The 26,744-nt window shown below is 63.2% G+C and carries 26 protein-coding genes; 14 read left to right on the plus strand and 12 right to left on the minus strand.

The window, feature by feature from the left end; all coding sequences use genetic code 11:
* Positions 1 to 33 precede the first annotated feature (33 nt).
* Both groL and groES read right to left on the minus strand, forming a co-directional pair.
* The gene (groL, locus tag ACVTFQ_RS02080; protein WP_018898570.1) at positions 34 to 1,674 is read right to left on the minus strand and encodes a chaperonin GroEL; all 1,641 of its coding nucleotides are present in this window, start codon (positions 1,672 to 1,674) and stop codon (positions 34 to 36) included.
* Positions 1,675 to 1,732: 58 nt separating this feature from the next.
* Positions 1,733 to 2,029 (minus strand): co-chaperone GroES, encoded by a 297-nt coding sequence (gene groES / locus ACVTFQ_RS02085; protein ID WP_018898571.1) that lies wholly within the window; start codon positions 2,027 to 2,029, stop codon positions 1,733 to 1,735.
* Between the two features lie 434 nt (positions 2,030 to 2,463).
* On the opposite strand from groES, the gene chrA reads away from it, so the two are divergent.
* From chrA to ACVTFQ_RS02100, 3 genes are all read left to right on the plus strand, one after another.
* The gene (chrA, locus tag ACVTFQ_RS02090; RefSeq protein ID WP_111561799.1) at positions 2,464 to 3,891 is read left to right on the plus strand and encodes a chromate efflux transporter; all 1,428 of its coding nucleotides are present in this window, start codon (positions 2,464 to 2,466) and stop codon (positions 3,889 to 3,891) included.
* Positions 3,892 to 4,009: 118 nt separating this feature from the next.
* Positions 4,010 to 4,858 carry a TIGR01459 family HAD-type hydrolase gene (locus tag ACVTFQ_RS02095; RefSeq protein WP_111561800.1) on the plus strand — a complete coding sequence of 283 codons (849 nt, stop codon included), beginning with the start codon at positions 4,010 to 4,012 and terminating at the stop codon, positions 4,856 to 4,858.
* 58 nt (positions 4,859 to 4,916) lie between these two features.
* A complete protein-coding gene (locus ACVTFQ_RS02100) occupies positions 4,917 to 5,903 on the plus strand; it encodes a bifunctional riboflavin kinase/FAD synthetase (RefSeq protein ID WP_111561801.1) in 987 nt (328 codons plus the stop codon).
* A 3-nt stretch (positions 5,904 to 5,906) separates the two neighbouring features.
* Here the strand turns inward: ACVTFQ_RS02100 and ACVTFQ_RS02105 are convergent, their stop codons facing one another.
* From ACVTFQ_RS02105 to ACVTFQ_RS02115, 3 genes are all read right to left on the minus strand, one after another.
* Entirely contained in the window at positions 5,907 to 6,809 is a 903-nt protein-coding gene (locus ACVTFQ_RS02105) for a DMT family transporter (RefSeq protein WP_111561802.1), read from the minus strand.
* A gap of 6 nt (positions 6,810 to 6,815) precedes the next feature.
* Positions 6,816 to 7,460 carry a LysE/ArgO family amino acid transporter gene (locus ACVTFQ_RS02110; protein WP_162718076.1) on the minus strand — a complete coding sequence of 215 codons (645 nt, stop codon included), beginning with the start codon at positions 7,458 to 7,460 and terminating at the stop codon, positions 6,816 to 6,818.
* A gap of 170 nt (positions 7,461 to 7,630) precedes the next feature.
* Entirely contained in the window at positions 7,631 to 8,638 is a 1,008-nt protein-coding gene (locus tag ACVTFQ_RS02115; RefSeq protein WP_111561804.1) for a helix-turn-helix domain-containing protein, read from the minus strand.
* Positions 8,639 to 8,945: 307 nt separating this feature from the next.
* On the opposite strand from ACVTFQ_RS02115, the gene ACVTFQ_RS02120 reads away from it, so the two are divergent.
* Together ACVTFQ_RS02120 and mctP are read left to right on the plus strand one after the other, a co-directional pair.
* Complete coding sequence (locus ACVTFQ_RS02120) at positions 8,946 to 9,143, plus strand: DUF3311 domain-containing protein (protein ID WP_037186723.1); 198 nt, start codon at positions 8,946 to 8,948, stop codon at positions 9,141 to 9,143.
* Positions 9,133 to 10,608: a monocarboxylate uptake permease MctP gene (mctP, locus tag ACVTFQ_RS02125; RefSeq protein WP_037186719.1), complete on the plus strand. Its 1,476-nt coding sequence runs from the start codon at positions 9,133 to 9,135 to the stop codon at positions 10,606 to 10,608. Before ACVTFQ_RS02120 ends, mctP begins: the two co-directional genes overlap by 11 nt.
* A gap of 43 nt (positions 10,609 to 10,651) precedes the next feature.
* On the opposite strand, the gene ACVTFQ_RS02130 is transcribed toward mctP, so the two are convergent.
* Entirely contained in the window at positions 10,652 to 11,110 is a 459-nt protein-coding gene (locus tag ACVTFQ_RS02130; RefSeq protein WP_111561805.1) for a type II toxin-antitoxin system VapC family toxin, read from the minus strand.
* Positions 11,107 to 11,391, minus strand: a complete 285-nt coding sequence (locus ACVTFQ_RS02135; RefSeq protein ID WP_111561806.1) for a type II toxin-antitoxin system Phd/YefM family antitoxin — start codon at positions 11,389 to 11,391, stop codon at positions 11,107 to 11,109. The genes ACVTFQ_RS02130 and ACVTFQ_RS02135 overlap by 4 nt, the downstream gene beginning before the upstream one ends.
* Before the next feature lie 342 nt (positions 11,392 to 11,733).
* Between ACVTFQ_RS02135 and ileS the strand changes: the two genes are divergently transcribed.
* Complete coding sequence (gene ileS, locus ACVTFQ_RS02140; RefSeq protein WP_112435973.1) at positions 11,734 to 14,634, plus strand: isoleucine--tRNA ligase; 2,901 nt, start codon at positions 11,734 to 11,736, stop codon at positions 14,632 to 14,634.
* Between the two features lie 137 nt (positions 14,635 to 14,771).
* Entirely contained in the window at positions 14,772 to 15,401 is a 630-nt protein-coding gene (locus tag ACVTFQ_RS02145) for a hypothetical protein (protein WP_111561808.1), read from the plus strand.
* A gap of 54 nt (positions 15,402 to 15,455) precedes the next feature.
* Here the strand turns inward: ACVTFQ_RS02145 and ACVTFQ_RS02150 are convergent, their stop codons facing one another.
* The 3 genes from ACVTFQ_RS02150 to ACVTFQ_RS02160 form a co-directional block, all read right to left on the minus strand.
* The gene (locus ACVTFQ_RS02150) at positions 15,456 to 15,971 is read right to left on the minus strand and encodes a ribonuclease toxin HepT-like protein (protein WP_313759990.1); all 516 of its coding nucleotides are present in this window, start codon (positions 15,969 to 15,971) and stop codon (positions 15,456 to 15,458) included.
* The gene (locus ACVTFQ_RS02155) at positions 15,958 to 16,278 is read right to left on the minus strand and encodes a nucleotidyltransferase domain-containing protein (protein WP_111561809.1); all 321 of its coding nucleotides are present in this window, start codon (positions 16,276 to 16,278) and stop codon (positions 15,958 to 15,960) included. Before ACVTFQ_RS02155 ends, ACVTFQ_RS02150 begins: the two co-directional genes overlap by 14 nt.
* An 87-nt stretch (positions 16,279 to 16,365) precedes the next feature.
* The gene (locus tag ACVTFQ_RS02160) at positions 16,366 to 16,797 is read right to left on the minus strand and encodes a nucleoside deaminase (RefSeq protein WP_112435972.1); all 432 of its coding nucleotides are present in this window, start codon (positions 16,795 to 16,797) and stop codon (positions 16,366 to 16,368) included.
* An 89-nt stretch (positions 16,798 to 16,886) separates the two neighbouring features.
* On the opposite strand from ACVTFQ_RS02160, the gene ACVTFQ_RS02165 reads away from it, so the two are divergent.
* Genes ACVTFQ_RS02165 through ACVTFQ_RS02175 form a run of 3 tightly spaced genes read left to right on the plus strand, consistent with a single transcriptional unit; the run spans position 16,887 to position 20,360 of the window.
* The gene (locus ACVTFQ_RS02165; RefSeq protein WP_112435971.1) at positions 16,887 to 18,896 is read left to right on the plus strand and encodes a pseudouridine synthase; all 2,010 of its coding nucleotides are present in this window, start codon (positions 16,887 to 16,889) and stop codon (positions 18,894 to 18,896) included.
* The gene (rsmD, locus tag ACVTFQ_RS02170; RefSeq protein ID WP_470423663.1) at positions 18,877 to 19,437 is read left to right on the plus strand and encodes a 16S rRNA (guanine(966)-N(2))-methyltransferase RsmD; all 561 of its coding nucleotides are present in this window, start codon (positions 18,877 to 18,879) and stop codon (positions 19,435 to 19,437) included. Before ACVTFQ_RS02165 ends, rsmD begins: the two co-directional genes overlap by 20 nt.
* A 23-nt stretch (positions 19,438 to 19,460) precedes the next feature.
* Positions 19,461 to 20,360, plus strand: a complete 900-nt coding sequence (locus tag ACVTFQ_RS02175; protein ID WP_111561811.1) for a patatin-like phospholipase family protein — start codon at positions 19,461 to 19,463, stop codon at positions 20,358 to 20,360.
* Between the two features lie 39 nt (positions 20,361 to 20,399).
* On the opposite strand, the gene ACVTFQ_RS02180 is transcribed toward ACVTFQ_RS02175, so the two are convergent.
* Together ACVTFQ_RS02180 and ACVTFQ_RS02185 are read right to left on the minus strand one after the other, a co-directional pair.
* Complete coding sequence (locus ACVTFQ_RS02180; protein WP_111561812.1) at positions 20,400 to 20,705, minus strand: hypothetical protein; 306 nt, start codon at positions 20,703 to 20,705, stop codon at positions 20,400 to 20,402.
* A gap of 33 nt (positions 20,706 to 20,738) precedes the next feature.
* Positions 20,739 to 22,547, minus strand: a complete 1,809-nt coding sequence (locus ACVTFQ_RS02185) for a monovalent cation:proton antiporter-2 (CPA2) family protein (RefSeq protein WP_112435970.1) — start codon at positions 22,545 to 22,547, stop codon at positions 20,739 to 20,741.
* A 118-nt stretch (positions 22,548 to 22,665) separates the two neighbouring features.
* On the opposite strand from ACVTFQ_RS02185, the gene ACVTFQ_RS02190 reads away from it, so the two are divergent.
* The 4 genes from ACVTFQ_RS02190 (at position 22,666) to waaA (ending at position 26,736) form a co-directional block, all read left to right on the plus strand.
* On the plus strand, positions 22,666 to 24,012 hold the full coding sequence (locus ACVTFQ_RS02190) for a TldD/PmbA family protein (protein WP_111561814.1): 1,347 nt from the start codon (positions 22,666 to 22,668) through the stop codon (positions 24,010 to 24,012).
* Between the two features lie 138 nt (positions 24,013 to 24,150).
* Positions 24,151 to 24,945: a 3'(2'),5'-bisphosphate nucleotidase CysQ gene (locus tag ACVTFQ_RS02195; protein ID WP_111561815.1), complete on the plus strand. Its 795-nt coding sequence runs from the start codon at positions 24,151 to 24,153 to the stop codon at positions 24,943 to 24,945.
* Positions 24,946 to 25,013: 68 nt separating this feature from the next.
* A complete protein-coding gene (locus tag ACVTFQ_RS02200; protein WP_026283020.1) occupies positions 25,014 to 25,259 on the plus strand; it encodes a DUF4170 domain-containing protein in 246 nt (81 codons plus the stop codon).
* 157 nt (positions 25,260 to 25,416) lie between these two features.
* The gene (waaA, locus tag ACVTFQ_RS02205; protein ID WP_047508127.1) at positions 25,417 to 26,736 is read left to right on the plus strand and encodes a lipid IV(A) 3-deoxy-D-manno-octulosonic acid transferase; all 1,320 of its coding nucleotides are present in this window, start codon (positions 25,417 to 25,419) and stop codon (positions 26,734 to 26,736) included.
* The last annotated feature ends 8 nt before the right edge of the window (positions 26,737 to 26,744 follow it).

Genomic DNA, 26,744 nt, shown 5'->3' on the forward strand with positions numbered 1-26,744 from the left:
AACCTGATGGCTCAGATGTAAAACCTTTCGGTCTTACATCATGTCCATGCCGCCCATTCCGCCCATGCCGCCAGGCATGCCGGCAGGAGCGTCCTTCTTCGGCAGCTCGGCGATCATGGCTTCGGTGGTGATCAGCAGCGAAGCAACCGAAGCTGCGTTCTGCAGAGCCGTACGAACAACCTTGACCGGGTCGACGATGCCCATGGCGATCATGTCGCCATATTCAGACGTCTGGGCGTTGTAGCCGTAGTTGTCTTCGTTCTTCTCGAGGATCTTGCCAACAACGATCGAAGCTTCGTCACCAGCGTTCTCGGAGATCTGGCGAACCAGGGACTGCAGAGCGCGACGGATGATGTTGACGCCAGCTTCCTGATCGTCGTTTGCACCCTTTGCGGTGATCTTGGAAGCCGAACGGAGGAGAGCAACGCCACCACCAGGTACGATACCTTCCTGAACAGCAGCGCGCGTTGCGTTCAGAGCGTCGTCGATGCGGTCCTTGCGTTCCTTGACTTCGATTTCCGTGGAGCCGCCAACGCGGATGACGGCAACGCCGCCAGCGAGCTTGGCAAGACGTTCCTGCAGCTTTTCGCGGTCATAATCGGAAGAGGTTTCTTCGATCTGAGCCTTGATCTGAGCAACGCGGCCTTCGATGTCGGACTTGGCGCCAGCGCCGTCGACGATCGTCGTGTTTTCCTTGGAGATCGAAACCTTCTTCGAACGGCCGAGCATGTCGAGCGTTACGGATTCGAGCTTGATGCCGAGGTCTTCGGAGATGACGGTGCCGCCCGTGAGGATAGCGATGTCTTCCAGCATGGCCTTGCGGCGGTCGCCGAAGCCAGGAGCCTTGACGGCAGCGATCTTCAGGCCGCCACGCAGCTTGTTGACGACGAGCGTAGCAAGAGCTTCGCCTTCGACGTCTTCAGCGATGATGAGGAGCGGCTTGCCGGTCTGAACGACGGCTTCGAGAACCGGGAGCATCGCCTGCAGGTTCGAGAGCTTCTTCTCGTGGAGGAGAATGTAAGCGTCGTCGAGGTCGGCGACCATCTTTTCCGGGTTGGTGACGAAGTAAGGCGACAGGTAGCCGCGGTCGAACTGCATGCCTTCGACGACTTCGAGTTCGGTTTCAGCGGTCTTGGCTTCTTCGACGGTGATGACACCTTCGTTGCCGACCTTCTGCATGGCTTCAGCAATGTCGTCACCGACCTGCTTGTCGCCGTTTGCGGAGATCGTGCCGACCTGGGCAACTTCAGCCGAGGTGGAGATCTTCTTTGCCTTTGCCTGCAGGTCCTTGACGACTTCTGCAACAGCGAGGTCGATACCGCGCTTCAGGTCCATCGGGTTCATGCCGGCAGCAACTGCCTTGGCGCCTTCGCGAACGATAGCGCGGGCCAGAACGGTAGCCGTCGTGGTGCCGTCGCCGGCGATGTCGTTGGTCTTCGAAGCAACTTCGCGGACCATCTGGGCGCCCATGTTTTCGAACTTGTCTTCGAGTTCGATTTCCTTGGCGACCGATACACCGTCCTTGGTGATGCGCGGAGCGCCGAAGGACTTGTCGATAACGACGTTACGACCCTTCGGGCCGAGGGTTACCTGCACTGCGTCAGCGAGGATGTCGACGCCGCGCAGCATCTTTTCGCGCGCAGAGCGGCCGAACTTTACTTCTTTAGCTGCCATTTTGAGAACTCCTGAAAAGGGGTGTCAGCGAATTAGGATGAAGTGGGAAACCGGCTGATTAGCCGATGATGCCCATGATGTCGGCTTCCTTCATGATCAGAAGGTCTTCGCCGTTGATCTTGACTTCGGTGCCGGACCACTTGCCGAACAGAACGCGGTCGCCAGCCTTGACGTCGAGAGCGACGACCTTGCCGGACTCGTCACGAGCGCCGGTGCCGACGGCGACGATTTCGCCTTCCTGCGGCTTTTCCTTGGCGGTGTCAGGAATGATGATGCCGCCCTTGGTCTTTTCTTCGGACTCAACGCGGCGAACAACGACGCGATCGTGAAGGGGGCGGAAGTTGGTGCTTGCCATTGTCTAATCCCTCGATCAAATGACACTCGCAGGCCGGTATGGCCCACACGGATGGGTGTTAGCACTCTCCTATGGTGAGTGCTAGCGACCTGCATTTAGGAGCGGCCATGTGGGGAGTCAAGGGAAGCTGTCGTAATTTTCCGACGCCCCGTGTCTATAGCCGTTTGATGGCAAAGTTGTGAACCTGCCGCGCGCCTGTCGAGCACGGGAAAACGCTTCGATGGTTAATGCCGGAAAGGGCAGGGACAGCACCTGTCTCCCAAGCGCCGACAACATGGTCCGGCATTGTCATAAACCCGTGTCCGGAATTTGCGAAAGGCCACCAGGAAGCGCCGTCTCGGCCACGCCGCCGGGCCGGGATTGTCCAGCCCCGATGCGGGTGATATCGAGCGACAGGGGACAGCCGGCAGAGGTCGGCAAAGGGGTGGATATATATGAGCGTGGACGGAGCGGTGATGGCGGATGACAGCGTGGCATCGGTGCCGTTTGGCGAGGCCGTCCGCGTCTGGGCCAGGATCGGCTGTCTGAGCTTCGGCGGCCCCGCCGGCCAGATCGCCCTGATGCACCGGACCATCGTCGACGAAAAGCGTTGGATCTCCGAGGATCGCTTCCTGCATGCGTTGAACTACTGCATGCTGCTGCCGGGGCCCGAGGCGCAGCAACTCGCCACCTATATCGGCTGGCTGATGCATGGCGTGCGCGGCGGCATCCTGGCCGGCCTGCTCTTCATCTTGCCGGGCTTCGTGGTCATGCTCGGCCTATCTGCCCTCTACGCCGTCTTCCAGGAAACGACCTGGCTTCCAGCCCTGTTCTTCGGCCTCAAGGCCGCCGTGCTTGCGGTCGTCGTCGAGGCGCTGCTGCGCCTTGCCCGCCGTGCGCTGAAAACCCGCGCCCATTATTACATCGCCGCCGCATCCTTCCTGGCGCTGTTCATGCTGAACGCGCCATTCCCCATCGTCGTCATCCTCGCCGGCCTCACCGGTTTCGCGCTGCACCGCTATTCCCGCCGCCACGCGCCGACGCAAGAAGCCCAAGTCCAACTCAACACGCAATCGCCCCGCCGCCTGCCCACGTTTACGACCCACGCCATCGCCCGGCCGCTGCTGGTCCTCGTCTTCTGGATCCTCATCTGGCAGGCACCGTTGCTCCTCGTCCGAAATCTGCATGCCCCCTCCGATCTCATCGCCGAAGCGCTGAGCGGCGAGACCAATGTCTTCGGCGCGCTCTTCATCTTCTTCTCCAAGATGGCGGTCATCACCTTCGGCGGCGCCTATGCCGTGCTCACCTATGTCGCGCAGGTCGCCGTCGGCCATTATGCCTGGCTGCAGCCGGGCGAGATGCTGGATGGCTTGGCGCTGGCCGAAACCACGCCCGGCCCGCTGGTTCTCGTCCTCTGTTTCGTCGGCTTCCTCGCCGGCTACCGCAATCCGCTTTTCATGGCACCGCTGATGGGCGGCGCGCTCGGCGCCACGCTGGTCGCCTGGGCGACCTTCGTCCCGAGCTTCGTCTGGATCTTCGCCGGCGCACCCTTCGTCGAGAAGCTGCGCGACAATGCTGGCCTGTCCGCCGCTCTGTCGGCTATCACCGCTGCCGTCGTCGGCGTCATCCTAAATCTGTCGCTCTGGTTCGGCCTGCATGTGCTCTTCGCAGAGGTCGGCCGGGTAGCACTTCTGTCGCGCGGCGCGGGCCTTCCCATCGTCAGCCTCGCCTGGCCGCAATGGGCCACGATCGATATCGCGGCGCTTGCGATCTTCGTGATCGCGTCCGTCCTCTTGTTCTACGTGAAGATGGGGATGGTCAAAGTGCTGGGGCTTTGCGCCGCCGCCGGTCTCGCCATCAAGGGTGCCGAACTGCTGCTCTGAGGGCCGTCGGAACGCATAGGGTCTCAAGAATTTCATCGTTCTGCATTGCAAAATTTCTTGCCATCGCGGCGGGGCTTTGCGATGTCAGCCCTCATCGAATGAAAACCGGGACTTTGAAATGGCGCAGCGCATCGAGAATTTCGCAGAGATCACCAGCCGCTATGATGCGGTGTTCTGCGATGTGTGGGGCGTTTTGCACAATGGCGTTTCGCCCTTTCCGAAGGCAGCTGCCGCCCTTCAGGCCGCACGCGAAGCCGGTCTCACGGTCGTCCTCATCACCAATTCGCCGCGCATCGCGCCGCTCGTCGTCGATCAACTCCGCAACATCGGCATCCAGGACGAGGCCTATGATCGCATCGTCACCTCGGGCGACGTCACCCGCGGCCTGATCGCCGAAGGCCCGAAGAAGGTCTTCCTGCTCGGCCCGGATCGCGACATCGCCATCATCGAAGGCATCGGCGTCACCCGCGTTTCCGCAGAGGAGGCCGATTGCGTCGTCTGCACCGGTTTCTTCGACGACGAGACCGAGACGCCCGAGGATTACACCGACATGCTCAAGGCCTTCCAGGCCCGCGACGTGCCGATGATCTGCGCCAATCCCGACCTGATCGTCGAGCGTGGCCACAAGATGATCCCCTGCGCCGGCGCCATGGCCGCCTATTTCGATCAGCTCGGCGGCAAGACCCGCATCGCCGGCAAGCCGCACAAGCCGATCTATGACGCCGTGCTCTCGGTTGCCCGCGAAATGCGCGGCGATCTCAAGATGGACCGCATCCTGGCGATCGGCGACGGCATGCCGACGGATGTGCGCGGCGCCCTCGATTACGGCCTCGATCTTCTCTATATCAGCGGCGGCATTCACGCGGCCGAATACACGCTGAACGGCGAGACCGACGAGGCGATCCTCACCGCCTATCTCGAACGCGAGAAGGCAACGCCGAAGTGGTGGATGCCGCGCCTCGCCTGAGCCTCCTCGCGCCTGAAGCCGCCTTGCCTAAGCCCGAAGCATCAGTAGAGTCTGCCCGATGACCGTCTTCCACCGCAACGAAACCCGAGAACCCTTGCCGGATCACCTTAGCGGCGGCGTGATCGCCATTGGCAATTTCGACGGCGTTCATCGCGGCCATCAGTCGGTTCTCGAAAGGGCGCTGGAGATCGCGCGGGATCGTGGCGTTCCCGCGCTGGTGCTGACCTTCGAGCCGCATCCGCGCACCGTGTTCCGCCCGCAGGAGCCGGTTTTCCGCATCACGCCCGCGCCGCTGCGCGCCCGCATTCTGGAAGCCATGGGCTTCGGCGCCGTCATCGAATATCCGTTCGACCGCGAATTCTCGCAGCGCTCGGCGGATGATTTCATCCACTCGATCCTCAAGGATTGGCTGGGCGCATCCGAGGTGGTGACCGGCGTCGATTTCCATTTCGGTCGCGGCCGCGAGGGTGGTCCGGCCTTCCTCATGGACGCCGGCAATAAATACGGCTTCGGTGTCACCCTGATCGACACCTTCCGCGATGAGAACGCCGACGTGGTCTCTTCCAGCCGTATCCGCGCGCTGTTGAAGGAAGGCGAGGTCAGCGAGGTCGCCGGCCTGCTCGGTTATCACTACACGGTCGAATCCGAGGTGATCGGCGGCGAAAAGCTCGGCCGCCAGCTCGGCTTCCCGACGGCCAACATGCGCCTTCCAGCCGAGGTCGAACTGAAGCCCGGCATCTACGCCGTCCGCTTCCGCTTCGAGGATGGGTCGATGCATGATGCGGTGGCGAGCTACGGCCGCCGCCCGACGGTCACCGACAACGGTGCTCCGTTGCTCGAGACCTTCGTCTTCGATTTCTCCGGCGACCTCTATGGCCAGATCTGTTCCGTCTCCTTCTTCTCCTACCTGCGCCCGGAGCTGAAGTTCGACGGCCTCGAACCGCTGGTCGAGCAGATGAACCGCGACAAGGAAGAGGCGAGGGCGGTGCTATCAGGCATGCAGCCGATCAGCGAGCTCGACCGCAAGCTCTGCGGTCTCGGCTGAAGCTCATTCCTCTTCCGCATTGCGTTGAAGCAATGCCGCCACCGGATCCTCCGGCTCGATCGTCACGATGACGATCGAGAGAAAGATCAGCGCCGCCCCGACGCAGGCCATCACAGGCGGCCGCTCCAGCAAGACAAGGCAGGCGCCGATCGCGCCGAATATGCTCTCGCCGGAGACCAGCACCGCCGCCTTCGATGCCGGCACATGGCGCTGTGCGTAGGTCTGCAGCCCAAACGCGGCCGCGGTGGAGAGAATGCCGAGCATCGCCAGTTCCGGTGCCGCCCGCCACATCATCTCGCCCGTCAGCGGCTCCAGCAGCGGCGCCACCGGCATCAAGAGCAGCGCGGCGATCGCGAATTGCACGAAGGCCGAGGTGAACGGTCCGCCATGACGCCGGGCGTGGCGCCCGAGCAGCACCATCCAGAAAGCATAAAAGACGGCGGAGACCAGGCAGGCGACATCGCCCGTGTTCAGCGCCGCGAAGCCGCCGATCCCATCGGCCATCAGCCCGATGCCGGCAAGCGTCAGGCAGGCGGCGAAGATACCCAGCCGTCGCGTCGTCTCGCCGAAATAGACCCATGCCGCGACGGGCGTGAGCACGGTTGCTGTGTTGACCAGGAAGCTTGCATTGACGACCGTGGCGTTGACATAAGCCGTCTGCTGGATCGCGATCGCCACGGTGAAAGTGAGCGCAACACGAAGGATGCTTCGCGTCCATCCCGTGCTGCGCCCCCCGTTACGCTCGACGACCGCCAGCGGCAGCATCACTAGCGCCGCGATCAGGCAGCGCAGCATGGTGGCCGACAGCGGGCCCATATGCGTGAGCACCGTCTTTTGCGCGATATTGCCGAAGCCCCAGAAGGCAGCGGCGAGGATCAGTGAGACATAGGCGCTCCGCTTCGACATGGCGGTTCACACCACGACCAGGCGATGCGCCGCCCGTGCTGCCAGCATCGCCGCCGAGCCGAGCAGCAGGCAGCCCGAGATCATCGCGAACTGCCGCCGCCGCGCCGGATGCCCGAGCCAGGATCGCAGCATCCGCCCGGTCAGGCTCCAGCCGTAGAAGCGCACCGCCGAGGCGAGCAGGAAGCCTGCGCCGAACCAGAGGCGGATACGGGTTTCGAAGGCAGAGGCGACAAGGCCGACGAGCAGCACGATCTCGACATAGACGAGCGGGTTGAGCCAGGTCACCGCGAGCATGGAGACTGCCGCGTTCCAGCGCGTGCGGCAGCTTGCAGCGAGGCCGTCATCCATCACCGGTGTGCGCTGCAGGCTGCGACGGATGGCGCAGACGCCGTAACAGACGAGGAACAGGATACCGAGCAGGTGCAGCGCCGCCGAAATGCCGGGATAGGTGCCGGGCGAGGCCTGAAAGCCCATCAGCCCCATGCCGACAAGCAGGATTTCGGAGAGATAGCCGATGCTGGCGACGAGCAGCATGTTGTCGCGCGCGAGCCCGGCATTGATCAAGGCGAGGTTTTGCGGACCGATCGAAAAGATCAGGCTGGCGCCGAGCAGAAATCCCGAGCCTGCCGCATGATATGGAAAAACGTCCATGGACATGCCCTCGAAAAAGGAGATCGAAGCAAGGGCGCAATCGGGCATCCAGCACTTGCGGTCGCCGGCCGCCGCCGCCGACCGCAAGTGCTGCCCCTCAAACACCCTGTCTGCTATGTGGCATTGCGGGATAGCGCCGATCGTGGCCGGTTTGCTCGCCCGGCCGCGTTCTACAGGTTTGCCACCCTTGCGTCGTGGCGATCCGCGAAATCGTCATTCTCGATCTGCGCAATCCGGCGAAATTCCCCAGGCGCCGCGCCAAAGGATTGCGCGAAGCTGCGATAGAAGCTGCTCAGATTGTTGAAGCCGCAGGCAAGCGCCACGTCGAGAACGGACCGCTGCGGGCAATTGATGAGCATGCCCTTCGCCCAATCCAGCCGCGCGGCCAGGATCGATCCCGCCACGCCGACGCCGCTCCGTTCGAAAGCCATGTTGAGCGAGCGGAGCGATACGCCGAGATGATCGGCGATCGCCTGCGGGGTCAGGCGGGGATTGTCGCAATGACGTGCGATGAATTGCTGCGCCCGCTGCCGCCGCGCATCGCGGACGGAGCCTTGAAGCTCGCCATGCCCAAGCGGATGCAGCCCCTGCGCGATCATCGCCAGTCGCGTCAGGGTGCTGAGCGCCGCCGTGCTCGCGGCGGGCTGCGGGCTCTGCATCGCGCAGCACGCGGAGAAACAGGCCACAAGCAGGCCGTAGAGCTCGTTTTCGGGGCGCAGCAGCACCGGATTGAGCAGCCTGGCGTCATCGAGAAACGGCTTGAAATGGCCGCGCGGAATATAGGCGCAGGTCGTGACCGACTGCTTGGCGAAGGAAACGGTCTGCGGCCCGTCGAGGTCGAGGAGCAGCATGTCTCCGGGCCCGGTGCGCGGAAATGCGTCATGATAGCCGAAGCTCTGCTCGTAGCTGCCATTGTTCAGCATCGCCAGCAGCAACATCTCGCTGGAGCGCTCGGATATCTCCTTCTCGCTGCGCGCCAGCACCACGGAGCTCGCCTCGAAATGCGTGAGATAGGCATCTCCGAGCAGGCGGCCGCTGAAGCGCACATGAAAATCATCGTCGTCGAAACGCGATCGCGAGAGATCGATCAACGGCAGGGGCGAGGCTTCGACAACCTCGTGCAGGTAGACCGACCGACGGCCCTGCGCGACACGGTCGCTATCGATCACATGTTTCATCCGCGCCCCTCTCGCTGAAAACAGACAGCCCTTCGCGCGCGGCGATTTCGCCACGAGCCACCGCCTGGAACCATGTAACGTCAGATTGAAATCAACTTATAGTATATTAGCAATATTTGAATTGAATGTGAAGGCACGCGAGAAAGCGGCGCGGCGAGGGAACCTCCGCGCCTAACTCGCTATCGGTCGCTCACCAACTGTGTCTTTTTCGCGGCGGGGATGCTTGTCGCGCCGCGCGGCTGGCATATGTCATCTATTTGATAAGACGCGGATAAGCCGCGCCCGATCCGCGAAAGGCACTCTCCCCATGGACAAAAGATTTGGAACGGCGGCCTGCTGGCTGCTCATCATTCCCTATATCGGGCTACTCTGGGTCCCCTTCTACAATTTCCACGATCCGGTTCTTTTCGGCTTCCCCTTCTTCTACTGGTACCAGCTCGCATGGGTGCCGATCACCGCCTTCCTGACCTGGATCGCCTACCGGAGCATGCGCAATGACGACTGATCTCAACGTCACGGCGCTCAGCGTCTTTATTTTCTTCTTTGTCCTTGTCACCGTCATGGGCTTCGTCGCCTCGCGCTGGCGCCGGCCCGAAACCATGGCGCATATCGACGAATGGGGCCTCGGCGGCCGCTCCTTCGGCACCTGGATTACCTGGTTTCTGGTTGGCGGCGATTTCTACACCGCCTACACCGTCATCGCCGTTCCGGCGCTCGTCTATACCGTCGGCGCCTACGGCTTCTTCGCGCTGCCCTATACGATCGTCGTCTACCCCTTCGTCTTCATGGTGATGCCGGTGCTCTGGAAGCGGGCGCGGGACTTCGGCTATGTGACGGCCGGCGACGTCGTTCACGGCCAGTATGGCTCGCGCGGGCTGGAGCTTGCGGTCGCGGCAACAGGCGTCATCGCCACCATGCCGTATATCGCCCTTCAGCTCGTCGGCATGACGGCGGCGCTGAAGGCGCTTGGCCTGCATGGCGAGGTACCGCTCGCCATCGCTTTCATCGTGCTGGCGCTCTACACCTATTCGGCAGGCCTCAGGGCGCCGGCGCTGATCGCCTTCGTCAAGGACATCATGATCTATATCGTGGTGATCGCGGCCGTGGCGCTGATCCCGTCAAAGCTCGGCGGCTACGCCAATGTCTTCGCTTCCGCCGACGCGGCCTTCCAGGCCAAGGGCTCCGGCAGCCTGCTGCTCGGGTCCAACCAGTATGTCGCTTATGCGACGCTGGCGCTCGGCTCGGCGCTTGCGGCCTTCATGTATCCGCACACGCTGACCGGCATCTTCGCCTCCAACAGCGGCAACACCATCCGCAAGAACGCGGTCCTGCTGCCGGCCTACACGCTGCTGCTCGGCCTGCTGGCGCTGCTTGGCTACATGGGCCACGCCGCCGGCCTTAAGCTCGACAGCGCTAACGATGTCGTGCCTGCGCTGTTCCAGACGCTCTTCCCCAGCTGGTTCGCCGGCTTCGCCTTCGCGGCGATCGCCATCGGCGCACTGGTGCCGGCGGCGGTGATGTCGATCGGCGCAGCCAATCTCTTCACCCGCAACTTCTGGAAAGCCTATGTAAACCCCCAGGTGACGGATGCGGGCGAAGCGAAGGTCGCAAAGATGACCTCGCTGGTCGTCAAGGTCGGCGCCCTGCTGGTCATCATCTTTCTGCCCACCCAGTTCGCCCTCGACCTGCAGCTCCTCGGCGGCATCTGGATCCTGCAGACGCTCCCGGCCCTGGTCTTCGGCCTCTACACCAACTGGTTCCGCGCTCCGGGCCTGCTTGCCGGCTGGTTCGTCGGCTTCTTCGGCGGCACGCTGCTGGTCTGGATCAACGGGTTGAAACCTCTGCAGCCGGTGACGATGGGCGAGACCTCGTTCACGATCTATATCGGGCTGCTGGCGCTGGCGGTGAACATCATCGTCGCGGTGGTGGTGAATGCCGTGGCGCCGGGCAAGGCTGTGGCTCGGGCTTGAGAGTGATGAGAGGGGAGGGCTGCGGGTGACGCCGCGGCCTTCCTCATTTTCCGCTCAGCGGAAATTGCGCGGGCTCATCCGACCAGGGATCGAATACTGCGGCGCCCGAAGAGCGGGTGTCCTTGACGTTGCGTGTCACAAGATAGAGGTTGTGCTCGATGGCTGTCGCCGCCAGCATCGTGTCGATGACGGGAGGCGCATGGTTGGTGGCCAGCTTAACCCGTCCCGAGATCGCGCCCCAGCGCCTGACGCAATTGTCGGTCAGCGAGAGAATTCGGCCGGAGAATCGTTGTTCGAGCGCATTGCGCGCTGCCGCATAGACGTAGCGGTTAGCGTCGTCGGGCGGGAGGTTCTCGATCCCCTTGTCGTATTCGGCCAGCGTCAGGATGCTCAGGAACATGCGCCCTTCGTCCTGCCCGGCAGCCCAGGTCTTGACCGACGGCGCGCCGTTGCGATTGATCAGCGCGGCGATGACGTTGGTGTCGAGCAGCCAGCCGATCACAGCGTCACATCGCGTCCTTCGTCGCGCTCGCGCTCAAGCGTAAGCCCGTCAAGCGCCAGTCCCTCCAGAAATTCCACCAGCGGCTTCCTCGGTGCCGCCTGCATCAGGCGGTCGAGTTCCTCGGCGCTGATAACCACGACGCTGTCTCGGCCGCGAACGGTCACGCGCTGTGGCCCTTGGCTATGCGCCATCCGCACGACCTCGCTGAACCGCGCCTTGGCATCCTCCAGCTTCCAGCGCGGCCCGCCCGGTCTAGGCTTTCGCGTCTGTTGTGCACACATGGTTGAACTCCTGATCTAGTCAGATGGTCAGATCATAGCGCATTCGGACGAAAATTGCCAATCGGCAAATCGGCGGTGCCGGAACCGGGTGCACGCGCCATCGGCCAATTCTCCTCTTCCTTTTCCCGCTAAAAGCGCCTATGAACCGGCGCGATGAACAAGTTCCGGCTGGCGATCACGATACGAATTATCGGCCCGGCCTTCCGCGCGCGCTAAGCGGCCGGAAGGTCCGGGTTTTCGGCGCTCGACCTCAGAGCGCTTCCGCCGCCACGATATTTCCAAGTCCGTTGCGCCCGTTTGCGAGGCGTAAAGCACGATCGCTAGAAGAGACGATTGCCAGACATGACCGATACAGCCGAAAAGATCGATTACTCCAAGACCCTCTATCTCCCCGAAACCGATTTCCCGATGCGCGCCGGCCTGCCGCAGAAGGAGCCGGAAACGGTCGCCCGCTGGCAGGAGATGGGCCTCTACAAGAAGCTGCGCGCATCCGCCGCCGGCCGCGAAAAATTCGTCCTCCACGACGGCCCTCCCTATGCCAACGGCAACATCCATATTGGCCACGCGCTGAACAAGATCCTCAAGGACGTCATCAACCGCTCGTTCCAGATGCGCGGCTTCGACGCCAACTACGTTCCCGGCTGGGATTGCCACGGCCTTCCGATCGAGTGGAAGATCGAGGAAGAGAATTACCGCGCCAAGGGCAAGGCCAAGCCTGATCTCAAGCAGGCCGACGCGATGATCGAGTTCCGCAAGGAATGCCGCGCCTATGCCGAAAAGTGGATCAAGATCCAGGGCGACGAGTTCAAGCGCCTCGGCATCGAGGGTGATTTCGACAACCCGTATCTGACGATGAACTTCCACGCCGAAAGCCGCATCGCCGGCGAACTGTTGAAGATCGCTATGAGCGGCCAGCTCTACCGCGGCTCGAAGCCGATCATGTGGTCGGTGGTCGAGCGCACGGCGCTGGCAGAAGCAGAGGTCGAATACCACGACGTCGAGAGTGATATGATCTGGGTGAAGTTCCCGGTCGTGGGTGGCGCCGGCGAGCTGGCCGATGCCCATGTCGTTATCTGGACGACAACGCCGTGGACTATCCCCGGCAACCGCGCCATCGCCTATTCGCCGAAGGTCGCCTACGGCCTCTATGAGGTTGTGGCCGCTGAAAACGACTTCGGCCCGCAGCCCGGCGAGAAGCTAATCTTCGCCGACGCACTGGCCGAGGAGTCCGCCAAGAAGGCCAAGCTCACCTTCAACCGGCTGCAGGGTGTTTCGGCGGAGCAACTCGCAGCCATCACGACCGCCCACCCGCTCAAGGGCCTCGGCGGCGGCTATGAATTCGACGTACCGCTGCTTGCCGGCGACCACGTCACCGATGACGCCGGTACCGGCTTCGTCCACACCGCCCCGTCGCATGGCCGCGAGGACTTCGAGGCCTGGATGTCCTCCGCCAAGGAGTTGGAAGCCAAGGGTATCGACACCCGCATTCCGTTCCCGGTCGACGACAGCGGCACCTATACCGCTGACGCCCCCGGCTTCGAGGGCGCACGCGTCATGGACGACAACGGCAAGAAGGGCGATGCCAACGAGCGCGTCATCAAGACGTTGATCGAGCGCAACGCGCTGTTTGCCCGTGGCCGCCTGAAGCATTCCTATCCGCATTCCTGGCGCTCCAAGAAGCCGATCATCTTCCGCAACACGCCGCAGTGGTTCGTCTACATGGACAAGGACCTCAAGGACGGCACGACGCTGCGCACCCGTGCGCTGAACGCCATCGACGACACCCGCTTCGTACCCGCCGCCGGCCAGAACCGCCTGCGCGCCATGATCGAGCAGCGTCCTGATTGGGTTCTCTCGCGCCAGCGCGCCTGGGGCGTTCCGATCTGCGTCTTCGCCGATGACGACGGCAACGTCCTGCAGGACGAAGAGGTCAACAATCGCATCCTCGAAGCCTTCGACGTCGAGGGTGCCGATGCCTGGTTCGCCGAAGGCGCCAAGGATCGCTTCCTCGGCAACGGTCACGACCACGCCAAGTGGACCCAGGTCATGGACATCCTCGACGTCTGGTTCGACAGTGGCTCGACCCACACGTTTACGCTGGAAGACCGCCCGGATCTCAAGTGGCCGGCCGATCTCTATCTCGAAGGCTCCGACCAGCATCGCGGCTGGTTCCACTCGTCGCTTCTGGAATCGGCAGCCACCCGTGGCCGTGCGCCCTACAACGCCGTTCTCACCCATGGCTTCACCATGGACGAGAAGGGCGAGAAGATGTCGAAGTCGAAGGGCAACGTCACCTCGCCGCAGGAGATCATGAAGGATGCCGGCGCCGACATCCTGCGCCTCTGGGTCATGACATCAGACTATGCCGACGACCTGCGTGTCGGCAAGACGATCATCCAGACCAATGTCGACGCCTACAGAAAGCTGCGCAACACCATCCGCTGGATGCTCGGCACGCTGGCGCACGACAAGGGCGAGACCTTCGAAGTCTCCGAAATGCCGGAGCTGGAGCAGCTGATGCTCCATCGTCTGGCCGAGCTCGACCAGCTGGTGCGCGAGAATTACGACGCCTTCGACTTCAAGAAGATCGCCCGCGCTCTGATCGACTTCGCCAATGTCGAGCTCTCGGCCTTCTACTTCGACGTCCGTAAGGATGCGCTCTATTGCGATGCACCGTCGAGCCTGCGCCGCCGCGCCTCGCTGCATGTCATCCGCAACATCTTCGATTGCATGGTGACCTGGCTGGCCCCGATGCTGCCGTTTACGACGGAAGAAGCATGGCTGTCGCGCAACCCCGGTGCCGTCTCCGTCCACCTCGAGCAGTTCCCCGAAATTCCAGGCAACTGGAAGAACGAGGCGCTGGCCGAGAAGTGGAAGAAGATCCGCGCGGTCCGCACGGTGGTCACCGGCGCGCTCGAGATCGAGCGCAAGGACAAGCGCATCGGCTCCTCGCTGGAAGCGGCTCCGGTCGTCCATATCGCCGATGCCGAGCTCCTGAAGGCGCTTGACGGCCAGGACTTCGAGGAAATCTGCATCACCTCGGGTATCGTCATCGCGGGCAATGAGGGCCCGTCGGATGCCTTCCGCCTTGCTGAAGTGGCCGGCGTCAGCGTCGAGCCGAAGCTTGCGGAAGGTGAGAAGTGCGCCCGCTCGTGGCGGATCACGACGGATGTCGGCTCCGATCCCGAGTATCCCGACGTTTCCGCCCGCGATGCTGCCGCATTGCGCGAACTTGCGGCATAAACGCAAGAAAGTTGCCGGATGAATTGCGCTATCGCGGTTCATCCGGTAAAAGCTGCCTGAAATTGGCCGGATTTTTCCGTCACGGGGAGGATGTCCGGTTGAGCATTGACTGCACCGGCATGGCTGGAAGGGTTTTCATGTTATCGAAGCGTTGGTTCCGTTTGGGCGCATGCCTGACTGTTGCGATGGCAGGCAGTGCGATGATGTCGAGCTGCACGAGCGGCCCCCGCTACGGCACGGACAAGACGGCATTCGAGCAGCTGACCGATGACCTTGGCCAATCCACCTCGCTGACCGGCACCGAGCCCAAGAACAAGGGCGTGAAGTACAATCCGCGTCCGGGTCTCGTGGTTCCCAAAGCCGGCGACAAGGAAAACCTCGTCGCGCCGCAGGAATCGATCGCCAGCAAGGACAATCCGCAGTGGGTCGAATCGCCTGAGGAAACCCGCGCCCGCCTCGTCAAGGAAGCCGACGAGAACAGCGACAAGTCCGGCTACCAGTCGCCGCTCGCCAACAACGAAGTCGAAGGCGGCCGTCGCACGACGGAAGCCCAGGCCAAGGCCTTCCGCGAAGCCCGCGCCATCCAGAAGGGCGCCTATATCGACCAGCGCCGCTACATCTCCGACCCGCCGACCGAATACCGCCAGGTCGACGACCCCACCAAGCTCGACGATCTCGGCGAGCCTGAGCTGAAGAAGATGAAGAAGAAGAAAAAGGACGCCGCCGTCGCCGGCTCCGGCAAGCAGTGGTGGAACCTGCTGCAGTAAGGTTTCGGGCCGGGCGGTAGCGAAAGTGAAAAGTTGCCGCCATCCGTGCCTGAACTAGGTTTTAGGCGTATGCGGTGTGCCGTCCTGTTCGACGCCATCTCTCATAGCCGCTTCCAACGTGGTGACTGCGGCGATGAATGTCGGAAAGACTCGCCGCAAAAGCTCCAGATTTTCAACGACCTTATCTGGCTTTAGATCGAACCCGTACCGATGGCGTACGAGGTGTCGAAAGCCCTTGAGCTCCGTCAGGGCCTCATAGAGATCTTGATCGATAAGCGCCGGTCGCGTTCCCGAAACTTCCGATGCCATCTGGTCGAGTACATCCTGGTGCGCAGAAGGCCCTGTCGGGACATCATCGTCGATGTCACGGGCGAGGCTGAGAAGAACGTCCTCTATTCCGTTGTACACATTGTGGATGCCGGCGGAGACGGCCGACATGGCGCCCCAGTCATTTGCAGCCGTCTCAGCCGCATGCTTCGCATAGAATGCTTTCATCTGGGCGAGCTCGCGCTCGGCGCGATGAATCTTGGGCGTAAGCCGTGCAAATGCCGGCAGGCTAAACGATGCCATCGAGAAACTCCTGAAGGCGATCGTGGGGAAGATCGGCCTCGAAGACGAGGTCATACGGAATTTCTGACGCCCGCATCCCGTCAGCCACGAGCCGTTCGACGAGAACGCGGCGCTTTCGGTCCATGGGGCCGCGAACGAGCAGGTCGACATCCGAATGTGAGCGGAAATCTCCCCGCGCAAGGGATCCGACGAGCGTGATGTCGATGCCCTTGCTGGATGCGTCGTGCAACACCTGCGAAACGGCTGCCGATGCCGCACTGTGCCGCCTGTCGCGTCTCCTTGCCATCAGTGCCGTCATTCCGACCATTCAGAAACTCCGATTTCTTTCAACTGTATAGCATTGGAAGATCGGCGAAAAGTGGCGCAACGCGGTGGATGATTGGCCGGAAGCCCCCTAATCCCGCTTCCCCCGAAAGAATCCCCGCAAGATCTCCGCCGCCTGCACTTCGCTCATCCCGGAATACACCTCCGGCGCATGATGACATGTCGGCTGTGCGTAAAACCGCACCCCGCTGTCCACCCCGCCACCCTTCGGGTCTTCCGCCCCATAGTAGAGCCGGCGGATGCGGGCGAAGGAGATCGCCGCCGCGCACATGGTGCAGGGTTCCAGCGTCACGTAGAGATCAGCACCCGTCAGTCGCTCCTGGCCGAGCGCCTCGCAGGCCATGCGGATGGCCGCCACTTCGGCATGCGCGGTGATGTCGTTGAGCTCGCGGGTGCGGTTGCCGGAGCGGGCGATCACCACGCCGTCGAGGACGACGACCGCGCCGATCGGCACCTCGACGCGCGCGCCCGCGGCACGCGCCTCCTCAAGCGCCAGCTCCATAAATTGATTTGTCTTCACGATCCGACAATTTCCACTTAACCGCAGGGGCGCGAACTGATAGAAGGCCCCAAAAGGCAGGCAAACAACAAATGACATTCAAAGACAAGCCAAAACGGCCGGGTGGCAAGCCATCCCCGCGCGATACCGGCGCGAAATCGGGCGAGAAGCCCGCAAGGAAGTTCGCAAAATCGGCTGACAAGGCGGATGCCGTGTCCGACGTGACGAGCGACAGCAAGGCGGAACGCATCTCCAAGGTGATGGCGCGCGCCGGCGTTGCCTCGCGTCGCGACATCGAGCGCATGATCCTTGATGGCCGCGTCACGCTGAACGGCAAGCCGCTGGACACGCCCGTCGTTAACGTCACGCTGACCGACAAGATCGAAGTCGACGGCATGCCGATCCGCGGCATCGAGCGTACGCGTCTGTGGCTCTACCACAAGCCCGCCGGCCTGGTGACCACCAATGCCGATCCGGAAGGCCGCCCGACCGTATTCGACAACCTGCCGGACGATCTGCCGCGCGTCATGTCGATCGGCCGCCTCGATATCAACACCGAAGGTCTGCTGCTGCTTACCAACGACGGCGGCCTTGCCCGCGCGCTGGAACTGCCGACGACAGGCTGGCTGCGCCGCTACCGCGTGCGCGCCCACGGCGAGATCGACCAGGAAGCGCTCGACAAGCTGAAGGACGGCATCGCCGTCGACGGCGTGCTCTACGGCGCCATCGAAGCGACGCTCGACAAGGTGCAGGGCTCCAACGTTTGGCTCACCATGGGCCTGCGCGAAGGCAAAAACCGCGAAATCAAGAACGTGCTCGGCGCGCTCGGTCTCGACGTCAACCGCCTGATCCGCATCTCCTACGGCCCGTTCCAGCTCGGTGATATCCCCGAGCGTGCGGTGATCGAAGTGCGCGGCCGCACCCTGCGCGACCAGCTCGGCCCGCGCCTGATCGAGGACGCCAAGGCCAATTTCGACGCGCCGATCTACAACGCGCCCGCCGTGACCGAGGAAGAAGAAGCCGACGCCAAGCCCGAGCGCCGTGAACGCTCGTGGAAGCCGGAAGACAAGCGCGAACGCGCGCTGAGCCGCCTCGACACCAAGCGCGACGATAAACGCGACGACCGCCGTGGCGGTGATCGCGATCGCGATGGCGGTCGTGGCCCAAGCCGTGGCGGCGACCGTAAGGACGAGGGCCCGAAGCGTCCCGCGCTCGGCAGCCGCCGCAACGCCAATGTCTGGATGGCGCCCGGCGCCCGTCCGCTCGGCGAAAAGGCAGCCGCCAAGGCCGAGAAGAACGCCCAGACGGCGCTTCGTCGTGGCGAGAAGCCCGGCCGTTCCAAGCCGCAGCCCACAAGCTACGACGAAGGTCCGCGCGTGCAGATCAACCGCGCCCGCGACGAAGAGGGCGAATGGATCCGCTCCAGCGATGTGAGCCGCGACGACGACCGCAAGCGCGGCGGCGACCGTGGTGATCGTGGCTTCGGTGACCGTCCCCGTGGCGACCGCTCGTTTGGTGATCGCGGTGACCGCTCCGGCGGCGACCGCACGGCACGCGGCGACCGGCCTTATGGTGATCGCCCACCCCGTGGCGACCGTCCCTTTGGCGACAAGCCGCGTGGCGAACGCAAGCCGCGCGAGGATGGCGACCGTCCGGCACGTGGTGACAGGCCACGTGGCGATCGGCCTTTCGGCGATCGTCCTCCCCGTGGTGACCGGCCGTTCGGCGACAAGCCGCGTCGTCCGCGCGAAGAGGGTGACGAGCGTCCCCGCGCCAACCGTTTCTCCGGCGAGGCTCGCTCCGAGCGTCCGGCCGGCGAACGTTCGTATGGCGACCGGCCTCGTGGTGATCGTCCGCAGGGTGATCGTCCCCAGGGCGAGCGCCCGAGAGGCGACCGTCCCTTCGGCGACAAGCCGCGTGGTGACGGGCCGCGCGGCAAGAGCTTTGGCGGCAAGCCCGGCGGCTCCAAGCCGGGTGCGAAGAGTTTTTCGGGCAAGCCTTCGGGCGATCGTCCCGGTGGCGGTGGCAAGCCCTCGGGCGGGCCGTCTCGTGGTGGACCTAAGGGCAAGGGAATAGGACGCGGTGCGGATCGTCGGCGGTGAGTTTCGCGGACGGTCGCTCGCCGTGCCTAAATCCAACGACATCCGGCCGACTGCCGACCGGACGCGTGAGAGCCTGTTCAATATTCTGAGCCATGCCTATCCGGAATGCGTCGATGGCACCCGGATACTCGATCTCTTTGCCGGCACCGGCGCCGTCGGTCTGGAAGCCGTCTCGCGCGGCTGCCGCCATGCGCTCTTCGTTGAAAACAGCGTCGAGGGCAGGAGCCTGCTCTGGGAAAACATCGATGCGCTCGGCCTGCACGGCAAGACCCGCATCCTGAGGCGCGACGCGACCGATCTTGGGAGCGTGGGCAACCTCGAGCCGTTCCAGTTCCTCTTCGCCGACCCGCCCTATGGCAAGGGCCTCGGCGAGAAGGCAATGGCCGCTGCCGCCAAGGGTGGTTGGCTGTTTCCGGGCGCGATTGCCGTGCTCGAGGAGCGCGCCGACGTTGCCGTTTCGGTCGATCCTTCCTATCTGTTCCTGGAAAGCCGGATTTTCGGCGATACCAGGGTGCATTTCTACCGCTACCAGCCTGAATAGGTAGCGGCTATCGGGGGCAAAGCGTGACACAGCAGGCCGAAAAGACCAGTTCCGCGTTCCCTGCTCTCGAAGATGTCGAGTCCGGCGCGTCGCCGCGTATCGCGATTGCGTTCGGCGGCGGCGGCGCCCGCGGGCTTGCTCACATCCACGTCATCGAAACGCTCGACGAGCTCGGCATCCGCCCGGTGGCGATATCGGGCTCCTCGATCGGCGCCATCATGGGCGCGGGCATGGCGGCCGGCATGACCGGCGAGGCGATCCGCGAACACGCTCTGATGACCGTCGGCAACAAGACCGCCGTTGTGAGCCGCCTCTGGGGCCTGCGCCCGCAGACGGTGCGCGACGCGGTGGCGAACGGCGTGCGCATCGGCCAGTTCAACCTCGAACGCATCCTGAAAGCCTTCCTGCCCGCCGATCTCCCCGATCGCTTCGAGGATCTGCCGATCCCGATGACGGTGACCGCCACCGATTACTACGGCCAGCAGGAAGTGCTGGTGAGCGAAGGCCAGCTCTTTCCGGCGCTCGCAGCCTCTTCCGCCATCCCCGCCGTCTTCATGCCTGTCCGGCTGCACGGAAGGGTGATGATCGACGGCGGCATCAGCAATCCCGTCCCTTATGAGTGCCTGATGGATCGCGCCGATATCGTCATCGGCATCGATGTCGTCGGCGCGCCGGAAGGCGACGGCACGCATATCCCGAACCGCATGGAGAGCATCTTCGGCTCCGGCCAGCTGATGATGCAGACAGCGATCACCCTCAAACTCCGCATCCAGCCCCCTCACATCTTCCTGCGCCCGGCCGTCGGCCGCACCGGCGTCATGGATTTTTTGAAGGCCCGCGAAGTGCTGGCCATGTCCCAAGGCGTCAAGGACGAGCTGAAATATGCGCTCGCTGGCGCGATTGAGGCACATGGGCGGGGATGATGATGGCCATACATATGGTGATCGGGTCGGATGCTCTGATCACTTGCCGTCCAAGTAACGTAGCAAGTCCAACACCGACATCGATATTGTTGCTGCCGCGGCAAAGAAGGTTGAAAGAGCAATCAAAGCGCCGATTAGACTAGCGAACCAGCCGAGCTTTACCTCACTCCTTAGCTTCTTGCCGTCCCAATAAAGGCCGCCTTTGCCGTCTGCCCCGAGCAAATTCATGCCTTGCCAGCTCATCGGCTTCACATCTTTGGGCCAATCGTCGGGTGTATCCACATCGGCAAAGGGCTGCTGACGTGCGCTGTTCCAATCGATTCGCTTGTCGCTAGTTGATCCCACTTGACGCTCCTATTACCCAAACGCCGCTATGATTTAAGCATCCGCCACCGCATCCCCCGTGCCCGCCAGCGGGTCCTGCGAGAAATCCATCGTCCGCTTCGGCTTCACCAGCGGTTCCGGCTTGACCGGCTGCGAGTAGAGCATGTCGCGGCCGGCCTGCAGTCCCTCAGTGACCTGCAGCACCAGCCGCTGTTCGTCGCGGCGGCGGATGTCTTCGCCGATCTCGTAGGCTGCGGCCTCGCTGATGCCGAGCGCTTCCAGCGTCCGGCGGCCGAACAGCAAGCCTGATTCCAGCGTTTCGCGCAGTTCGTAGTCGACATTGAGGTTGCGCAGCGCGATCGAGTGGACACGGTCGTAGGAGCGCACGAAGAGCTTGGCCTCGGGGTAGTCGGCCTGCACCAGTTCGACGATTTTGTCGGTCACTTCCCGCTTCTGCGTGCAGACGACGACGATCTTGGCATGGTCGATGCCGGACGCCCGCAACACGTCCTTGCGCATGCCGTCGCCGAAATAGATGCGAAAGCCGAAGGAGGAGGCCTGGCGGATGCGATCGGCCGAGGTGTCGATGACGGTCACCGCGCGCCCGCCGGCAAGCAGGATCTGTGCCGCGATCTGGCCGAAACGCGAGAAGCCGATCATCAGCACGTCGGCCCCCGCACCCTCGAAATCCTCTTCCAGCGTCTCCTTCGTCTCGCCGCTCTCGAGCCTTTTGGCAAGCTTGGTGCCGATCGGCGTCAGCGCCATGGAGAGCGTCACGATGGCAATGAGAAGAGAGGCGGTGCTCGATGGCATCAGCGACGAAGCGCCCGCCGTCGAAAACAGCACGAAGCCGAACTCTCCACCCTGCGGCAGCAGGAAGGCGATGCGGATCGCGTCATTGTGATCGGAGCCCGTCAGCCGGCAGAGCCCGTAGATGATCAGCGCCTTCGCCGCCATGACGACAGGCACGGTGACGAGAATGACCAGCGCGTTGTCCCAGAGCACGTCGAGCTGCAACGACAGGCCGACGGCGATGAAGAAAATGGCGAGAAGCACGCCGCGGAAGGGCTCGATATCCGCTTCGAGTTCATGTCGATAAGAGGATTCCGCCAGCATCACGCCCGCCAGGAACGCCCCCATTGCCATCGATAGCCCGGCCATCTGCATCAGCGCCGCCGATCCCATGACGACGAACAGTGCTGCCGCGATCATCGCCTCGCGCGCGCCGGTGCTGGCAATGATCTGGAACAGCGGCGTCAACAGATAGCGGCCCATCACGATCATCGCGCCGACAGCGCCAATCGCGATCCCGAAATCGACGATGGGCGTGCCGTGGCCCTTGCCCGTGTCGAGAATATTGATCAGCGCCAAAAGCGGCACGATGGCGAGGTCCTGGAACAACAGCATCGAGAAGGAGCGCTGGCCATAACGCGTGCTGACATCGCCGTCATCCTCGAGGATCTGCATGGCAAAGGCCGTGGACGACAGCGCCAGGCCGAAGCCGGCGATGATGCTGCCGCGCCAGTCGAGCAGGCCGGAGAGATCGGCGAGCGCCGTCAGCACCAGCCCGGTGAGGATCACCTGCGCCGTTCCCAGCCCGAAGATGTCGCGCCGCATCTGCCATAGACGGCTCGGCTTCAGCTCCAGGCCGATGATGAAAAGCAGGAACACGACGCCGAGTTCGGCGACATTCAGGATCTGCTCGCCATCTGTCAGCCCGTGAAAGATCGGGCCGATCACCACGCCGGCGGCGAGATAGCCGAGCACCGTTCCAAGCCCCAGTCGCTTGAAGATCGGGGCCGAAACGACGGCGCCGCCGAGCAGCAGGATCGTTTCGGTGAAGAGGGCGTTGGGCTCGGACATCCGCTAAGCTTCTTTCAATGGTCGTGGTTGCGCAAGCAGCGCGAAAAAGAATCGGCACCGTCGGCCTTGATGCTTTCCGTAGCGCACAATAAATGGAACGCGAAGGAAAGGCCAAACCATGTCCTCTGAAATTGATTCCTCGACGCTTCTCTCCCGCGCCAGCCAGCTGATCGACCTCGCCAGAAAGGCGGGTGCCGATGCCGCCGATGCGGTGGTCGTCCGCTCCCGCTCGCAATCCGTCAGCGTGCGGCTCGGCAAGGTGGAGGAAACCGAATCCTCCGAGAGCGATGATTTCTCGCTGCGCGTCTTCGTCGGCAAGCGTGTCGCCAGCGTCTCGGCCAATCCGGGCTTCGACATGTCGGTGCTCGCCGAGCGCGCGGTCGCCATGGCCAAGGTCTCGCCGGAAGATCCCTTCGCGTGCCTGGCCGATGAGAGCCGGCTCGCCAAGTCCTATCCCGACCTGCAGCTGCTCGACAGCACCGAGGTCTCCGCCGACCAGCTGCGCGAGGCAGCGCTTGCGACGGAAGCGGCCGGCCTTGCGGTCAATGGCGTCACCAATTCCTCGGGCGCCGGCGCTTCGGCCGGTCGCGGCGGCATGGTGCTCGTCACCTCGCACGGCTTTGAGGGCAGCTACATGGGCTCGCGCTTCGGCCGCTCCGTCAGCGTCATCGCCGGCGAGGGCACCGGCATGGAGCGCGACTACGATTTCGACAGCCGCATCTATTTCTCCGAGCTCGACGATCCGGCCGAGATCGGCCGCCGCGCCGGCGAGCGCGCCGTCAAGCGCCTGAAGCCGCGTCAGGTCGATACCGGCAAGAATGTCACCGTCATCTTCGATCCGCGTATCGCGCGCGGTTTCGTCGGCCACATCGCCGGCGCCATCAACGGCGCATCTGTTGCCCGCAAGACCAGCTTCCTGCGCGACAAGATGGGCGAGCAGGTGCTGAAGTCCGGCCTCTCGATCACCGACGATCCGATGATCGTGCGCGGCCCCGCCTCGCGCCCCTTCGATGGCGAAGGCGTCTCCGGCGAGCGCATGGTGATGATCGAGGACGGAGTCCTGAAGCACTGGTTCCTCTCGACATCGACTGCCCGCGAGATCGGCATGGAAACCAACGGCCGTGGCGTGCGCGGCGGCAATGCCGTTACGCCAGCCTCGACCAACCTCGCGCTCGAGCCCGGCGACATCTCGCCCGAGGACCTGATCCGCGGCGTCGGCAACGGCTTCTACGTCACCGAGCTGATCGGCCAGGGCGTCAACATGATCACCGGCGAATACAGCCGTGGCGCCACCGGTTTCTGGATCGAGAACGGTGAATTGACCTTCGCGGTTTCGGAAGTGACCATTGCATCGAACCTCAAGGAGATGTTCATGCGAGTAACGCCTGCCAACGATATCGACCGCAAGTACGGGGTAGCCGCCCCGACCATCGCGATCGAGGGAATGACGCTGGCTGGACGGTGATCGCGGGCTAAAGCGCGTCGCGATCTTTCAGATTCGCTCGTTGCGCTTTAGGTCTTTCTTTTACCGCATGTCTTCATCGCAAAACCGCTTCACACTTTTGCGCGACATGCTCTAGCCGCTGACGGATTGGAACTTGGGATGAGCGACGTGGACAATGCCCGCTGGCAGAGCGATCTGGACCTGATCGCCGACGCTGCAAAGCGGGCGGGTGCCGTGGCGCTCAGCCATTTCAACCAGTCGCCGGAGGTCTGGTGGAAGAACGAGGGCCGCTCGCCGGTCAGCGCCGCCGATTTCGCGGCCAATGAAATCCTCGAAACGATGCTGCGCGCCGCCCGGCCGGATTACGGCTGGCTGTCTGAGGAGACCGAGGACAGCGCCGATCGCCTGTCGCGCGACACGCTCTTCATCATCGATCCGATCGATGGCACGCGCGGCTTTCTCGCCGGCCAGAAGCTCTGGTGCGTCAGCGTCGCCGTGGTCCACAAGGGCAGGCCGGTGGCAGGCGTCCTCAATGCGCCGGCACTCGATGAACTCTATGAAGCGGTCGCCGGTGGCATCGCCTTGAAGAACGGCCTGCCGATCCGCGTATCGGAGCCGAAGCCACCCGTTCGCTTCGCTATTGCCGAGGACGTGCTGAACGGCTTCAAAGAGCCGTTGCGCGGCAAGATCGAGCGCGTCAAGCATGTGCCTTCGCTTGCCTATCGCGTCGCCATGGTGGCCGATGCGGCGATCGACGGCACCTTCGTGAAGCGCAATTCCCACGACTGGGATCTGGCTGCCGCCGATCTCATTCTGGAAAGGGCAGGCGGCCGTCTCGTCAATCTCGATGGAACGGCGCTGACCTATAACCGCGCGGATGTGAGACACGGCGAACTTTGCGCCGGGTCTGAGCCGCTGTTGAATGAATTTCTATCCCCTATCGCCGCGCGCTGAGCGGTTGACGTTTCCGTCAAAATCCCTCAGATGAAACGGCGGAGGAGCAGATGAAGGAAGTAACTGAAATGACCAAGTCGGGTGAAAAGAAGCAACTGTTGCACCTCGTGTTTGGCGGCGAACTGGAAAGTCTCGATGACGTGCAGTTCCGCGACCTCTCTGGCCTCGATATCGTCGGCATCTTCCCTGATTACGCATCTGCATTGACGGCCTGGAAGTCCAAGGCGCAGTCGACCGTTGATAATGCCCACATGCGCTATTTCATTGTCCATATGCACCGCTTGCTTGATCCCGAAGACAAGTCCGGCAAATAATTTTCGGCCCTTGCGGCCCTGTTTTACCCAGCCGCCTGTCATATCCAGGTACAGGGGCGGTTGTTGACGCATTCTGAACAAACTGATCGGTCATTTCGGCCGCAATGATATTTGGGAATGGGTTGATGTCGATCATCGTTGATCGGAGACGTGTTATATGAGCGGCCGCATGGCGCGTTTGGCGCTGGGCGCTTATCAGGCGGTTGGGACGTTGATCACGCCCTTCGTCGGCGGCTACCTGACCTATCGCGCTGCCAAGGGCAAGGAAGACAGGGCCCGGCGGCTTGAGCGCTCCGGTTACGCGAGCGCCGATCGCCCGGCCGGCCCGCTGGTCTGGTTCCACGCCGCAAGCGTCGGCGAGATGAACGCCGTCATTCCCCTTATCCGCGAGATCCGCCGCCGCGACGTCCACGTCATCCTGACGACGGGTACCGTGACCTCGGCCAAGCTCGCCGCCGAGCGTGTCGGCACCGAAGTCATCCACCAATATGTGCCGCTCGACCTGAAGCCCGCCGTGAGCCGCTTCCTCAATTACTGGCAGCCCGATTGCGCGCTGATCGCCGAATCCGAGATCTGGCCGGCGACCGTCATGGAGCTCGGCCGCCGCCGCATCCCGCAGATCCTCGTCAACGCCCGTATGTCAGACCGCTCCTTCGCCCGCTGGACCCGCCGGCAGGCGCTGGCCGAGGCGCTGTTCGAGAACCTGGCGCTTGTGATCGCCCAATCCGATGTCGATGCCGAGCGTTTCCGCGATCTGGGCGCCCGCCAGGTGCTGATGTCCGGCAATCTCAAGGTCGATACCGACGCGCCGTCCTATGATCCCGCCACCTTCGCCCGCTACCAGCAGCAGGTCGGCGACCGCAAGACATGGGCGGCGATCTCCACCTTTGATGGCGAGGAGAAGGCCGCCGGCATCGTTCACCGCACGCTGAAGGAGCGCAACGGCCAACTGACCATCATCGTGCCCCGCCATCCCGAGCGCGCCGATGCGATCGAGGCCGAGCTGGTCAAGCAGGGGCTCAAGGTCGCCCGCCGCACCCGCGACGATGCGCTGACACCCGATATCGATGTTTTCCTCGGCGATACGATCGGCGAGATGGGGCTTTATCTGCGCATGACCGAGGTCGCCTTCGTCGGCCGCTCGCTGTTTGGCGAGGGCGGGCAGAATCCGCTGGAGCCGGCCATGCTCGGCTGCGCGGTGCTTTCGGGCAGTAACGTCCAGAATTTCCGCGAGGCCTATCAGCGGCTTGCCCGCCGTGGCAGTGCCCGCATGGTGCGCGACACGGAGATGCTGGCCAAGGGCGTGCATTATTTGCTGACCAACGACCCGGCACGCCGCAATATGATCGAGGCAGGCGCCGCCGCCGTGCAAGAAATGCGCGGTGCGCTGACGGCGACGATGAAGGGTCTCGAGCCCTACATCAACCCGCTGACGGTGAAGGCCAGACTGCTGCCGAAGACGGCGGCGCAACGCTAAAGCATGTC

The sequence above is a fragment of the Rhizobium sp. O111 genome, assembly GCF_055616315.1.

Coding starts and splice junctions, on each gene's coding strand:
- ACVTFQ_RS02110 (WP_162718076.1), bottom strand. CDS start 7,460: ATGGACGTTTTTCCATATCATGCGGCAGGCTCGGGATTTCTGCTCGGC.
- ACVTFQ_RS02160 (WP_112435972.1), bottom strand. CDS start 16,797: ATGGAGCTGGCGCTTGAGGAGGCGCGTGCCGCGGGCGCGCGCGTCGAG.
- ACVTFQ_RS02190 (WP_111561814.1), top strand. CDS start 22,666: ATGTCCTCTGAAATTGATTCCTCGACGCTTCTCTCCCGCGCCAGCCAG.
- groES (WP_018898571.1), bottom strand. CDS start 2,029: ATGGCAAGCACCAACTTCCGCCCCCTTCACGATCGCGTCGTTGTTCGC.
- ACVTFQ_RS02185 (WP_112435970.1), bottom strand. CDS start 22,547: ATGTCCGAGCCCAACGCCCTCTTCACCGAAACGATCCTGCTGCTCGGC.
- ACVTFQ_RS02150 (WP_313759990.1), bottom strand. CDS start 15,971: ATGGCATCGTTTAGCCTGCCGGCATTTGCACGGCTTACGCCCAAGATT.
- chrA (WP_111561799.1), top strand. CDS start 2,464: ATGAGCGTGGACGGAGCGGTGATGGCGGATGACAGCGTGGCATCGGTG.
- ACVTFQ_RS02095 (WP_111561800.1), top strand. CDS start 4,010: ATGGCGCAGCGCATCGAGAATTTCGCAGAGATCACCAGCCGCTATGAT.
- mctP (WP_037186719.1), top strand. CDS start 9,133: ATGACGACTGATCTCAACGTCACGGCGCTCAGCGTCTTTATTTTCTTC.
- ileS (WP_112435973.1), top strand. CDS start 11,734: ATGACCGATACAGCCGAAAAGATCGATTACTCCAAGACCCTCTATCTC.
- waaA (WP_047508127.1), top strand. CDS start 25,417: ATGAGCGGCCGCATGGCGCGTTTGGCGCTGGGCGCTTATCAGGCGGTT.
- ACVTFQ_RS02100 (WP_111561801.1), top strand. CDS start 4,917: ATGACCGTCTTCCACCGCAACGAAACCCGAGAACCCTTGCCGGATCAC.
- ACVTFQ_RS02165 (WP_112435971.1), top strand. CDS start 16,887: ATGACATTCAAAGACAAGCCAAAACGGCCGGGTGGCAAGCCATCCCCG.
- ACVTFQ_RS02200 (WP_026283020.1), top strand. CDS start 25,014: ATGACCAAGTCGGGTGAAAAGAAGCAACTGTTGCACCTCGTGTTTGGC.
- ACVTFQ_RS02120 (WP_037186723.1), top strand. CDS start 8,946: ATGGACAAAAGATTTGGAACGGCGGCCTGCTGGCTGCTCATCATTCCC.
- groL (WP_018898570.1), bottom strand. CDS start 1,674: ATGGCAGCTAAAGAAGTAAAGTTCGGCCGCTCTGCGCGCGAAAAGATG.
- ACVTFQ_RS02135 (WP_111561806.1), bottom strand. CDS start 11,391: ATGTGTGCACAACAGACGCGAAAGCCTAGACCGGGCGGGCCGCGCTGG.
- ACVTFQ_RS02145 (WP_111561808.1), top strand. CDS start 14,772: ATGTTATCGAAGCGTTGGTTCCGTTTGGGCGCATGCCTGACTGTTGCG.
- ACVTFQ_RS02155 (WP_111561809.1), bottom strand. CDS start 16,278: ATGGTCGGAATGACGGCACTGATGGCAAGGAGACGCGACAGGCGGCAC.
- ACVTFQ_RS02195 (WP_111561815.1), top strand. CDS start 24,151: ATGAGCGACGTGGACAATGCCCGCTGGCAGAGCGATCTGGACCTGATC.
- ACVTFQ_RS02105 (WP_111561802.1), bottom strand. CDS start 6,809: ATGTCGAAGCGGAGCGCCTATGTCTCACTGATCCTCGCCGCTGCCTTC.
- ACVTFQ_RS02115 (WP_111561804.1), bottom strand. CDS start 8,638: ATGAAACATGTGATCGATAGCGACCGTGTCGCGCAGGGCCGTCGGTCG.